Below are 12,464 nucleotides of genomic sequence, written 5' to 3'. Positions count from 1 at the left end.
CCCGAAGGGCGGCACACCTCCGCGCGGGAGCCGTCTACAACGACGAACGGCGCCCCGTGGGCGCCGTTCGCATGACGTGTCGTGCGGCCTAGTAGCCGAGGCGGGCCAGGCGCTCGCGCTCGGCCTCGCGCTTCGCCTCGCGCTCGGCCTTGCGGCGCTCCTCGCGCTCGCGCTTCTCGTCGCCGAGCGCCTCGAGGCCGATGATGCGGATGTTCGCGCCGACGCGCCCGCCGGACCCGTGCCGCGAGAAGTCCTCGCGGGACGCGCCGCCGCGGTTGCGGTCGTCGCGACGCCCACGGCCGCGCGGGCCGCCCGGGCCGCCCCGACCGCGGCCGCGCTCGTGGCGCGGCTGCGAGAGGCCCAGCTCGTTCTTGATCGCCGAGACCGGGGTCGCCGCGAGGCGGACCCACGCGGAGAAGACCGGGTCGCTCGGCTTCAGGCCCTTGCACGCGTCGGCGCAGACCGTCGCCCACTTGAGCGGCTGGTCGTTCTCGTCGCGCTTGGGCTGGAGGGCCTCGATGACGACGTCCGGGCCGCCGGCGCGCTCGATCGCCGCGACGAGGCGCGGGCGGTCGATCGGCGGGGGCGGGGTCGAACGGCGCTGCTGGCGCTCCATGTGCTGGTCGCCGGCGGCCGTGACGTCGGCCTCCTCGGCGGCAGCGGAGACGGCCTCGGCCGGAGCGGCGTCGCCCTCGCCCGGGGCGGTCTCGCCCTCGGCGGCGGGCGTCTCGGTGGCCTCGGCGTCCGCGTCGGCGGGCGTCTCGGCAACAGCCTCGGTCGTCTCGGGAGCCTCGGCGGCGGGCGCCTCTGCGACGGCCTCGGCCGGAGCGTCGGCGGCGGCCTCGGTCGACGCCTCGGCGGCAGCGGCGTCGCCGGACTCGGCGGCCTGCGCGGCAGCCGCCTCCGCGGCCTCCGCGGCCTCGGCGTCCGTCTGCGGCGTCTCGCCGGACTGGGCCTGACGGCGGAACTCGTTCAGCCGCGCGAAGAAGACGTTGCGGTGACGCTGCGTGGCGTTGAGGCGGCGGCGCCGGGGGCGCTCGCGCTTGACGTCCTTGAGCGTCTGCTTGACGGCCGGGACCGGCGGCGGGGTCACGTCCTCGGCCATGCCGATGATCTTCGGGCCGGCGCCCGGCGCGGGCTCCTCACGGCTGCCCTCGGCGGGCGCGGCGGAGGCCTCGGCAGCGGCGGGCTGCTCGGTGCCGGAGTCGCCGGGCAGCGGCGCCTCGGCGGCCTCGGCGGCCTCCTCGGCAGCCGGCACCTCGGCGGCAGGCTGGTCGGCCGGCTCAGCACCCGCGTCCGCAGCAGCCTCGGTGGGCTCCTCGGCAGCGGGCTGCGCCTCGGCGGCGGGCGTCTCAGCCGTCTCGGCTGCAGGCGCCTCGGCCGTCTCGGCGGCGGGCTGGTCGGTGGTGGGCTCCTGAGGCTCGGTGGCCTCAGACTGAGTGGCCTCGGCGGAAGGCTGGGTCACGGTGGTCTCCTCGACGGCGGGCTGCTCCGCTGCTGCGGGCGCCTCGTCCGCGGGCGGCTCCGCGCTGGCCTGGGCGGCTGCGGGAGGGACGTCGGCAGACGACTCCTCCGTTCCCGTACCGCTGACCTCCATGTCGGCAGGCTGCTCCATGTCAGCACCCGCGTCAGGGGCCAGTCCGGGCTGCTCCACGTCCGTGGGAAGCTCGGTCGGTTCGGTGTCGGAGGGGTTGTGGTTCACAAGGCGAACGGGACGGGCTCCGAAGAGGTTAGCCGGGAATCGGCGTCCATCCACCCGCGACCCCGGACCGACCGTTCCGCCGGGTGAGCAACGTCACGCAGGTGACCCTCCGGCCTGCGCGAGACCTGCCTCGACGTCGGTCGCCACGACCGCCACCTTGTCCATCGCGACCATGCGCAGGACGTTCGCCAGGAGCGATCCTGGCGCGACCACGACGACCAGCTCCTGGCGCCGTGCGTGGAGCCGCTCGGCGAGGTCGAACAGCAGCCGCACGCCCGCGCTGTCGAGGTACGACACCGCCCGCAGATCCAGCGCGAGCGCGAACGCCGTGTTGGTCACCTCGCGCCGGACGTCCACCGCCAGATCCGCGGCGTTGGCCAGGTCCACCTCGCCGGCGAGCGCCAGCACCACGTTCCCGTCCGCGCGCATCGCGCGCGCGAGGGTCACCTCGGTCATCGCACCCACTCCATCCGCACGACCGTCCCGCCGTCGCCCGCGTCCACGTGCACCGAGTCGGCCAGCTCGCGCATCAGCAGCAGGCCGCGCCCGCCGTCGCCGTCGCCGTCGCCCCGCGGCGGGCGCCACCGCCCGAAGTCGCGCACGGTCACCTCGATCCGCCCGCTCGACGCGCCCGCGGTGACGACGAACATCGCCTCCCCCGGCCCGTACGCGTGCTCGACCGCGTTCGTGGCCGCCTCGTTGACCGCGACGAGGAGCGGCTCGGCGAGAGCCGCGTCGACGTCCTGCTCCCGCAGCCACGCGCGCAGGCGCGCGCGCATGGGCGCCAGCGCCTCGGGGCGGGCGGGGAGGTCGAGCTCGAGCACCGGGTCGGGCTCCCGCACGAGCGCGGTCAGCACGGCGACGTCGTCCACGTCGGCGCCCTCGGGGAGCAGCGCGGTGACGGTCGCGTCGCACAGCGCGACGGCCGACCCGTTGCGGACGGCGGAGCTGCGCAGCAGCTCGAGCGACTCGTCGAGCGGCACGCCGCGCCGCTCCACCAGGCCGTCGGTGTAGAGCATGATCGTGTCGCCCGGAGAGAGCGTCGCCTGCTCGGCCTCGAACGTCACGTGCGAGAGCGCGCCGAGCGGCACCGAGCGCCCGCCGTCGAGGAACAGCCGCGTCCCGTCCGCGCGCCGCAGCAGCGCCGGCGGGTGGCCCGCGCTCGACCAGCGCACCGCGCCCGTCCGCGGCGAGTACCGCGCGAGCAGCACGGTGGCCATCTCCTGCGCGGGCCGGTCGACCAGCGCGTTGAGCCGCTCCAGCGCGTCCTCGGGCGCGTGGCCCTCGACGACGTACGCGCGCAGGGCGTTGCGGAGTTTGCCGACGAGCGCGGCCGCCGGGATGCCGCGCCCGACCACGTCGCCCATCACGAGCGCGACGTCGCCGTCGGGCAGCTCGATCACGTCGTACCAGTCACCGCCGACCTCGCCGCCGTCGCCCCCGGGGAGGTAGCGCGCGGCCAGCTCCAGTGCCGGGACGTCGGGGAGACGGGCTGGGAGGAGCGAGCGCTGGAGCGTCTGCGCGATGCGGTGCTCGCGTTCGGCGGCCTCGCGCGCCGCGGCAACCTCGCGCTCCTCCGTGACGTCCTCGGTGTAGCCCACCACCCGCGCGCGCGAGGACTCCGCGCGCGTGAGGAGGTGCCGGACCGTGCCGTCCGTGCGGCGGATGCGGCACTCGATCCGCACCGTCCCGTGGTGGCGGCGCAGCGTCCGGACGCGCTCCTCGAACCCCGCGCGGTCCTCGGGCAGCACCAGCGCGAGCAGGCCGTCGAGCCGCGGCGCCCACGGCTCGGGCCGGCCGACCATCCGGGCCAGCTCCGGCGACGCGTGCAGGCGGTCGCGCCGCGCGCTCCACGTCCACCCCGCCCCGGCGCCCGCGTCGCCGAGCCGCGCGACCGCCTGGCGCGGCAGCCGGCGCGCGAACCGCACCTCCAGCCGCCGGAACAGCACGACCACCAGCGCCCACCCGACGACGAGCTGCACGCCGGCGACGGTGAACATCCACACGGAGATCGCGTGCGAGTGACGGTCCTCCAGCGCGTCGGCCGCCCACGCGATCTGGGCCGCGGCGCACGCCAGGAAGAACGCGATCGCCGCGAACCGCCCCGCCCGCGGCAGGCCGAGGCGCGGCGCCAGGTGCGTCGCCACGACGACATACGCGAGCGCGATGCCGACGTTGAGCACCGCGATGACCGTGAACCCGTCCATAGGCCTTGGGCGACCGTAACCCGGCACGCAGCCGCTCGACAACCCCCACTTCTGGGTATTTAGCGCGAGATGCGCTGTGCAGTCAGTAGTCGCACTTCGTCCGCGCGTGCTCGAACTGCTCCACGCCCGGCGCCGGCTGCGAGAGCGGATGGGCCGCGCCCGGTCGCAGGCCGTCGATCGCGACGTCGAGGTAGCGGTGCCACGCCTCGTCGCCGTCGAGCAGCTGCGCGGCGTGCGCGAGCATGTGCATCAGGACCGGCAGGTCGCCGGGCTGCACGTCCTCCCGCAGCTCTCCCGTCCCCTTCGCCTGGTCCACCACGCGGCTGAGCGCCGCGAACATCTCGTCGCGGATCGCCTCGTAGCCGGGCACCGCGGCGAAGCGGCCCTTGCCGACGCTGTCGACGAAGCCGCGGTCGCGCAGCTGGAGCTCCACGACGCCGCGGACGAGGTCGCGGACCGTCGCGATCCCCGCCGGCTGTTCCGCCGCCTCACGGACGACCGCGACCATCTCCTCCATCCGCGTCGCGATGACGGCGTCGATCAGGTCGTCCTTGGTCGGGAACCGGCGGAAGATCGTCGCGGTGCCGACGCCGGCGCGGGCGGCGACATCCGCCACGCTGGCCTCCAGGCCGCGCTCGGCGAAGCACTCGCCGGCGGCCTGGAGAATCAGCTCGAGGTTGCGCCGCGCATCGGCCCTCAGGACCTTCTCTGCCACGTCTCGCAGCGTAGTCGTCACGCCCCCATCACGACGGGCTCCTCGAGGTCCAGGTGCGTCACGTCGCGCGGACGCAGGAGGACGGCGAGGAGCGCGAGGCCGGCGGCCATCAGCACGGCGCCGCCGAGGAAGGCGACCTGCCAGCCCTCGACGAGGTTCGCGGGCGTCGCGCCGCCGCGCAGGCCCGCGGTGTGGTCCGCCGCGAGCGTCGAGAGGACCGCGAGGCCGAGCGCGCCGCCGACCTGCTGGCTCGTGTTGAAGATGCCCGACGCCAGCCCCGCGTCCTCGGGGTCGAGGCCGCCGGTGGCGATCAGCGTGATCGGGACGAACACGAGGCCCATGCCGAACGCGATGAGCATCAGGCCGGGCAGCAGGTCCGCCAGGTACGAGCCGTCGACCGGCAGCCCGGTGAGCAGCCCCATCCCCACGGTCGCGATCCCGAGGCCGCCGAGCGCCACGACGCGCACCCCGGCCCGCCGGATGAGCCCCTGCGCGACGCCCGCGCCGACCATGATGCCGGCGGTGATCGGGAGGAACGCGAGGCCCGCCTCGAGCGGCGAGTAGGCGAGCACCTGCTGGGCGTACAGCGACGCGAAGAAGAACATCGCGAACATCCCCGACATGACGAAGAGCATCACGACGTTCGCCGCCGCGAGCGAGCGCATGCGGAAGATGCTGAGCCGGATCAGCGGCGCCTGCACGCGGCGCTCGATCGCGACGAACGCGGTGAGCAACGCGACGGCGACCGCGCCGAGGCCGAGCGTGCTCGCGCTCCCCCAGCCCCAGGCCTCCGCCTTGACGATCGCGTAGACGAGCGCCACGAGGCCCGCGGTCACGGCGAACGCGCCGGCGAGGTCGATGGCGCCGCGCTGCTCGACCTTCGAGTCCGGCACGTACCGCGCCGAGAGGACGAACGCGACGATGCCGACGGGCACGTTGACCAGGAAGATCCACTCCCAGCTCAGGAGGTCGGTGAGGATGCCGCCGAGCAGCAGGCCGACGGCACCGCCGCCGGCGGAGATCGCGCTCCAGACGCCCAGCGCGCGGGTGCGCTCGGAGCCCTCGGCGAAGGTCGTGGTGATGATCGAGAGCGCGGCCGGTGAGACCAGGGCGGCGCCGAGCCCCTGCAGACCACGCGCGGCGATGAGCATCTCGCTCGACGTCGAGAGCGCGTTGAGCAGCGAGGCGCCGCTGAAGACGGCGATGCCGGCGAGGAACATCCGCTGCCGGCCGAAGAGGTCGGCAGCGCGTCCGCCCAGCAGCAGGAAGCCGCCGAACAGCAGGGTGTAGGAGTTGACGATCCACTGCAGATCGGTGGCGGAGAGGTCGAGGTCGGTCTGGATCGACGGCAGCGCCACGTTCACGATCGTCGCGTCGAGCACGACCATGAACTGCGCGAAGCAGACGAGGACCAGGACGAGCCAGGGGCTCGCCTGTCGAGGCGACGGCATGGAGCTCCTCCTTGGAGCGCGAGGGTGCGAAGCGAACTACTCGGTCCGTTTATACCACAAACGGACCGGTCGGTTCGGTTATCGGTTCGAACCCGGCCGTCACGGCCAGCGGGCCTCGTGGAAGGCGCCGACGTAGCGGTGGACCGGGCGGTCGCCGCCGTTCTCCGCCAGGGCCTGCGCGCGGTCCTCCAGCTCGCGGTCGCGGACCGTCACGCGCTGCTGCTGGCGCACGTGCTCCTCCCACGTCGCGACGGTGTACATCTCGAGGAAGCGGTCGGGCTCGGCGCCGTCGCGGTACAGGCCCCAGCGGCGGGCGCCGGAGCGGCGGCGGGCGCGCTCGACGGCCTTCATCGCCTCGCGGAACGCGGCGCAGTTCTCCTCGCGCACGCGCCACTCGACCGTCACGAGCACCGGGCCGTCGCGCGGGTTGGGCTCGATCACGAGATGGGGCTCGGACCAGCCGGCGGGGCGCAGGTCGATGTCGAGCGCGACGAGCCGCTGCCGCTGCCGGGCGCCCAGCCCGACGCCGGCGACCACGCACAGCGCCGACACGGCGAGCGCCCACTCGACGCCCGCCAGGCCGGCGACGCTGCCCCAGACCACCGCGCCGAGCACCTGGCCGCCCTGGAAGGTGAGCGTGTAGTACGCCAGCCCGCGCGCCCGCGCCCAGTCGGGCAGCAGCGTCTGCGCGCTCCCGTTCAGCGAGGACAGCACGCCGATCCACCCCAGGCCGGCGAGCACGAGCATCGCGACCACGACCGCCTCGACGTGCACCACGCCGGCGACGAGCGTCGCGCCCGCGTAGACCAGCGACGACGCGCCGACGAGCGCGTTGAGCGACAGCCGGTCCCGCAGCCGCGGCAGGACGAACGCCCCGGCGAACGCGCCGACGCCGACCGCGCCGAGCATCAGGCCGTAGCCGCCGGAGCCGAGCCCGAGCTCGTTGCGCGCGAGCACCGGCAGCAGCGCCCACAGCGCGCCGGCGAAGGGCATGAAGAGCGCCGCCCGCACCAGCACGACCCGGAACGCCGGGGCCGACCGCACGAACCGCGCGCCCGCCCCGACCGCCGTCCACACGTGCTCGACCCCGAACGACCGCGCCGGCGCCTCGCGCGGCCACGCCGCCAGCACCGACACCGTCGCCAGGAACGACGCCGCGTTCGCCGCGAAGACCCAGCCCGGTCCCGCCGCCGCGATCACGACGCCGCCGAGCGCCGGCCCGACCGCCCGCGCGACGTTGAAGTTGACGCCGTTGAGCGCCGCGGCCTGGCGGATCTCGGGCCGGTCGACGAGCTCGGGCATCACCGCCTGGAAGCTGGGGATGGTGAACGCGGTGCCGACGCCGATCGCGAACGTCAGCGCCAGCAGCACGGCCGGCGTCACCGCGTCCGACAGCGTCAGCACGGCGAGCGCGGCGGCCGCCACGAGCATCCAGCCCTGCGCGGCGAGCAGGAGCTTGCGCCGGTCGAGGATGTCCCCGAGCGCCCCGCCCGGCAGCACGAAGAGGAACACCGGCAGCGACGTCGCGGCCTGGATCAGCGACACCTCCAGCGGCGTCCCGCCCAGGTCGCCCATCAGCCACTGCGCGCCGACGAGCTGCATGAACGTCCCGGCGTTGGACGCGAACTGCGCGACGTAGAGCGCGCGGAACATGCGGTGGCGCAGCGGCGACCACGCCGTCACCTGCGCTCCGCCGTCCGCCGCCGCCGCGCTCATCGGGCTCAGATCTCGAGCCGCTGGTCCTCGAGGTCCAGCTCGCGCTGCAGGGCGTGCAGGACCCCGTCGGAGATGAGGCCGTCGTTGCGCATCCGCACCAGCTCGGCCCGCTGCGTGTCGAGCACGTCGCGCACGGTCCGCTGGTACGCGACCGAGCGCTCGTCGAGGTCCTCCTCTTCCTCGTCCGCGCTCGCCCCGTCGCCGTACTGGCGCTGCGCGCGCTGGGCGAGCCGCCGGTACCGGAAGCGGTACAGCTGGGTCATCCGCTCGACGGTCTCGTCGCGCGTCCACTCCTCCGCGGTCAGCTCCTCGAGCCGGTCGAGCGCGGCCTTCGTCGCCTGCTTGCGCGCGATCAGCTCCTCCCGCGCGAGCTCGCCGTCGTCGTGGATGCCGAGCTTGCGGATGAGGATCGGCAGCGTCAGCCCCTGCACCACGAGCGTCGCGAAGATGACGCAGAGCGTCAGGTAGATGAGCAGGTCGCGCTCGGGGAACCCGTCGGGCAGCGCGAGCGCGGCGGCGAGCGAGACGCTCCCGCGCATGCCGCTCCACACGCCGACCATCCGCAACCGCCACCCCACGCGGCGCGCGCGCTGGATCTCGCGCCGGTCGATCGCGCGGATGATGTACGGGGTGACGTTGGACCACAGCAGGCGCGTGCCGATCACCGCGCCGCCGGCCAGCGCGCCGAGCCCGATCAGCTCCATCGTCGTGCGGTCCTGGTCCTCCAGGATGCCCGGCAGCTGGAGCCCCACGAGCAGGAACAGCACCGCGTTGAGGAGGAAGACGAGGACCTCCCAGAACGCGTAGCCGCGCAGCCGGGACGCCGCCGTCGAGATCAGGTGCGCCTCGTGCCCGAGCACGAGCCCGACGACGACGGCCGCGATGACGCCGGACACGTGCAGGTGCTCGGCCGGGAGGTAGCCCGCGTACCCGGCGCCGAGCGAGATGGTGACGCCGAGCGTGCTGTCGGACACGAGCCACTTGAGGATCTGCAGGAGCACGAACGCGACGGCGAGCCCGACCGCCGCGCCGCCGAGGACGTTGACGACGAACTCGCCGATGGCGTCGAGGAAGTCGAACGTCCCGCCGACCGCCGCGCCGACCGCGACGCGGTAGGCGACGAGCGCGGTGCCGTCGTTGACGAGGCTCTCGCCCTCGATCACCGTGACCATCCGGCGTGGGACGCCCACGCGCTGGGCGATCGTGATCGCCGCCAGCGGGTCGGTCGGCGAGACGATCGCGCCGAACGCGAACGCGGCGGCCCACGGGATGTCGGGGATCGCCCAGTGCAGGACGACCGCGACCGTGCACATCGTCGCGAGGACGAGCAGGACCGCCTGCAACGTGATGACGCGCAGGTTCTGCCGCAGGTCCCGGACCGACGCGAAGTACGCCGCGTTGAACAGCAGCGGCGGGAGGAACAGGAGCAGGACGAGGTCGGGCTCCAGCTCGACGTCCGGGATGCCCGGCACGAAGCCGACCGCGGCGCCGCCGACCACGAGCAGGATCGGGTACGGCAGGTCGAGCACGCGCGCGAGCGCCGTGAGCGCGGTCACGACGACCAGCAGGAAGAAGAGGATGAGCTCGAGGTCGTCGGCCACGGTGGTTGCGGCGGTGCACGCTATCCACGGCGTCCATCACTTTCACGTCCGATCCCCGCCAGACGCATCCGGCCGCGTGTGGTTGGATCGTCGTCGTGCTCCCGGATCCCGACGTCTGCCACGCCGCCTGCGACACTCGCGACGCCCGCTTCGACGGGTGGTTCATCGTCGGGGTGACCTCGACCGGGATCTACTGCCGGCCGACCTGCCCCGCGCGGACGCCGCTCCCGCGGAACCGTCGCTTCTTCCTCACGGCCGCCGCGGCGCAGGAGGCCGGGTTCCGCGCGTGCAAGCGGTGCCGGCCCGACGCGGCGCCGGGCTCGCCGGAGTGGGACCGCCGAGCGGACCTCGCGGGCCGCGCGATGCGGCTGATCGCGGACGGCGTGGTCGACCGCGTGGGCGTCGCGGGGCTGGCGTCCGCTCTCGGCTACAGCGAGCGGCACCTGTCGCGCGAGCTCGTGGCGAGCGTGGGCGCCGGGCCGCAGGCGCTGGCGCGGGCGCAGCGCGCGCGGACGGCGCGGACGCTCGTGGAGACGACGTCGCTGTCGATGGCGGAGATCGCGTTCGCGGCCGGGTTCTCGTCGGTGCGCCAGTTCAACGCGACGGTGCGCGAGGTGTACGACGCGACGCCCTCGCACCTGCGCTCGCGCGCCTCCGCGCCCCCGGCGGGCGCGCCGCTGACGCTGCGGCTCTCGTTCCGCCCGCCGCTCGACTGGGACGGGCTGCTCGCGTTCCTCGCGCCGCGCGCGGTGCCGGGCGTCGAGGAGGTCGGAGCGGACGGGACGTACGCGCGCTCCCTGCGCCTGCCGCACGGCGCCGGGGTCGTCCGCTTCGCGCTGGGCTCGCCGTCGCACGTCGACGCGACGCTGTGGCTGGACGACCTGCGCGACCTCACGGCGGCCGTCCGCCGCGCGCGGCGCCTCCTCGACCTCGACGGCGATCCGGTGGCCATCGTCGACACGCTCGGGGCCGATCCGCTGCTCGCGTCGCTGGTGGCGCGCCGGCCGGGGCTCCGCGTCGTCGTGCACCCCGACCCGGACGAGGTCGCGGTGCGTGCCGTGCTCGGCCAGCAGGTGTCGGTGGCGGGCGCGGCGACGATCGCGGGCCGGCTGGCGGCGGCGCACGGCGAAGAGCTCGCGCAGCCGGTCGGGTCGGTGACGCGGCTGTTCCCGCGCGCCGCGTCGCTCGTGGACGCCGCGCTCCCCATGCCCGCGTCGCGCGCGCGGGCGCTGCGCGCGCTGGCCGACGTGTCGCTCGACGTGGGCGGGGATCGCGACGCGGCCCGCGACGCGCTGCTCGCGCTCCCAGGCGTCGGGCCGTGGACGGCGTCGTACGTGGCGATCCGCGGGCTCGGCGACCCGGACGTCTTCCTCCCCACCGACCTCGGCGTGCGGCACGCGCTCACGGCGCTCGGCGTCGACCCCTCCCCGCGCGCGGCGGACGCGCTGGCCGAGCGCTGGCGGCCGTACCGGACGTACGCGCTCCATCACCTGTGGGCGTCGCTGTCGGACGCCGCGCCGGTGCGGCCCGCCGTCGCCGCGTGACCCTCCGGGCGGACGTCTTCCCCACGCGCCTCGGCGAGGTCGTCGCGCTCGCCGCACCGGCCGGCCTCGCGGGGCTGTACTTCACGGACGGCCGCCGGCCGCCGTTCGACGCGCTGCCGACGACGGTCCTCCCCGCCGTCCGGGAGCAGCTCCAGGCGTACCTCGCCGGCGACCTGCGCACCTTCGACCTCCGCCTCGCCCCCGTCGGGACGCCGTTCCAGCACCGGGTGTGGGCCGCCCTGCAGGCGATCCCGTACGGCGAGACGCGCACGTACGGCGACGTCGCGGCCGAGCTGGGCACGGCGCCGCGGGCGATCGGGCTGGCGAACGGGCGCAACCCGCTGAGCATCATCGTGCCGTGCCACCGGCTCGTCGGCGGAACAGGCGCGCTGACCGGCTACGCGGGCGGGCTCGCGCGCAAGGCCGCGCTGCTGGAGTTGGAGAGCTCCGGATGTTCGTCCAGCGAGCGGCGCAGCGACGCGAACGCGGCCAGCCCGATGATCAGCGGCAGCCAGAAGAGGATCACGCGGTAGGCGAGCACGGCCGCCGCGGTCCCGGCCGCGGGCGCGCCGTAGACGATCAGCGTGCCGATCAGCCCGCCGTCGATGCCGCCGACGCCCCCGGGCAGCGGGAGCAGGCCGCCGAGCTGGCCGATCAGGTAGCCGAGCAGGATCACCATCAGCGGCACGTCGACGCCGAGCGCCTTGAACGTCGCCCACAGGACGGCGTTGTCGAACGCCCAGTAGCCGATCGCGCCGACGAGCAGCGCAGGGTCCTTCGTGCGGACGATCGCGACCGCCTCGCCGACGCCGCCGATGATCGAGCGGCGCGCGACGCTCCACCACCGCACGAGCCGCGCCGCGTCGGGGCCGGGGTCGCGGCCGGTGCCGAGCTTCGGCAGCAGCAGCACGGCGGCGATCGCGAGGGCCGCCATGATCGCCGGCAGCCCGGTGAGCCAGAACGAGAGCTCCGGCCCGACGCCCGCCAGCGCGGCGAACCCGAGCACCGCGACCGCGACGAAGTTCACCGACGACTTGATGATGAAGAACGCGACGCTGCGCCGGGCGATGTGGCCGGACGGCATCCCGCGCCGGTGCAGCACCCACGCGCCCAGCGCGAGCCCGCCCGCGCCGCTGGCGGGCACGATCGACCCGGCCGCCAGCTCGGCCCAGCTGATGTTCCAGCTCGTGCGCCACTCCATCCGGCGGCAGAAGACCGGGCGGAACATGAGGACGTACGAGACGCCGGAGAGGAACTCGAGCCCGACCGCGAGCGCGAGCCACGCGGGGCTCGCGTCCTCCAGCGCGCCGCGCACCTCCCCGAGCCCGGGCGCGAGCACGACGATCAGCGCGAGGATCGCGAGCAGCAGCGCCACCTGCGCGGTGCGCCGCGCCAGGGTGCGCGTGTCGTACTCGGACGGAAGGGCAGAGGTCGCGGCCATGGCGAACCTCGATTGTTGCACGTGCATCGACTACGCGCGTGCCGTGTGCGGTCATGTTCGGTCCGCTGTCAGCGTGCCACGGGGTGC

The 12,464-nt window shown here is 75.0% G+C and carries 9 protein-coding genes and 1 pseudogene; 2 read left to right on the top strand and 8 right to left on the bottom strand.

Going from position 1 to position 12,464, the window contains the following annotated elements:
- Positions 1-88: 88 nt before the first annotated feature.
- The 7 genes from AC1UE5_RS00520 to AC1UE5_RS00490 form a co-directional block, all read right to left on the bottom strand.
- The gene (locus AC1UE5_RS00520) at positions 89-1,615 is read right to left on the bottom strand and encodes a hypothetical protein (protein ID WP_482920101.1); all 1,527 of its coding nucleotides are present in this window, start codon (positions 1,613-1,615) and stop codon (positions 89-91) included.
- 180 nt (positions 1,616-1,795) lie between these two features.
- Entirely contained in the window at positions 1,796-2,158 is a 363-nt protein-coding gene (locus AC1UE5_RS00515; protein WP_482920100.1) for an STAS domain-containing protein, read from the bottom strand.
- Complete coding sequence (locus tag AC1UE5_RS00510; protein ID WP_482920099.1) at positions 2,155-3,909, bottom strand: ATP-binding SpoIIE family protein phosphatase; 1,755 nt, start codon at positions 3,907-3,909, stop codon at positions 2,155-2,157. The genes AC1UE5_RS00515 and AC1UE5_RS00510 overlap by 4 nt, the downstream gene beginning before the upstream one ends.
- A gap of 82 nt (positions 3,910-3,991) precedes the next feature.
- Complete coding sequence (locus AC1UE5_RS00505; RefSeq protein ID WP_482920098.1) at positions 3,992-4,624, bottom strand: TetR/AcrR family transcriptional regulator; 633 nt, start codon at positions 4,622-4,624, stop codon at positions 3,992-3,994.
- Positions 4,625-4,641: 17 nt separating this feature from the next.
- Positions 4,642-6,075, bottom strand: coding sequence for an MFS transporter (locus AC1UE5_RS00500; RefSeq protein ID WP_482920097.1), 1,434 nt, complete (start codon positions 6,073-6,075; stop codon positions 4,642-4,644).
- A 99-nt stretch (positions 6,076-6,174) separates the two neighbouring features.
- Entirely contained in the window at positions 6,175-7,791 is a 1,617-nt protein-coding gene (locus tag AC1UE5_RS00495) for an MFS transporter (RefSeq protein WP_482920096.1), read from the bottom strand.
- A 5-nt stretch (positions 7,792-7,796) separates the two neighbouring features.
- The gene (locus tag AC1UE5_RS00490) at positions 7,797-9,392 is read right to left on the bottom strand and encodes a Na+/H+ antiporter (RefSeq protein WP_482920095.1); all 1,596 of its coding nucleotides are present in this window, start codon (positions 9,390-9,392) and stop codon (positions 7,797-7,799) included.
- 95 nt (positions 9,393-9,487) lie between these two features.
- Between AC1UE5_RS00490 and AC1UE5_RS00485 the strand changes: the two genes are divergently transcribed.
- Complete coding sequence (locus AC1UE5_RS00485) at positions 9,488-10,936, top strand: AlkA N-terminal domain-containing protein (RefSeq protein WP_482920094.1); 1,449 nt, start codon at positions 9,488-9,490, stop codon at positions 10,934-10,936.
- On the top strand, positions 10,933-11,469 hold the full coding sequence (locus tag AC1UE5_RS00480) for a methylated-DNA--[protein]-cysteine S-methyltransferase (protein ID WP_482920093.1): 537 nt from the start codon (positions 10,933-10,935) through the stop codon (positions 11,467-11,469). The genes AC1UE5_RS00485 and AC1UE5_RS00480 overlap by 4 nt, the downstream gene beginning before the upstream one ends.
- On the opposite strand, the pseudogene AC1UE5_RS00475 reads toward AC1UE5_RS00480, so the two are convergent.
- Positions 11,451-12,377 (bottom strand): annotated as a pseudogene (locus tag AC1UE5_RS00475) (lysylphosphatidylglycerol synthase domain-containing protein); the annotation flags it as partial. The gene AC1UE5_RS00480 and the pseudogene AC1UE5_RS00475 overlap by 19 nt on opposite strands.
- Between the last annotated feature and the right edge of the window lie 87 nt (positions 12,378-12,464).

It is taken from the genome of Parviterribacter multiflagellatus (assembly GCF_056863265.1).
Note: the sequence above shows the minus strand (reverse complement) of the source record. Positions and strands in the feature narration are given on the sequence as shown.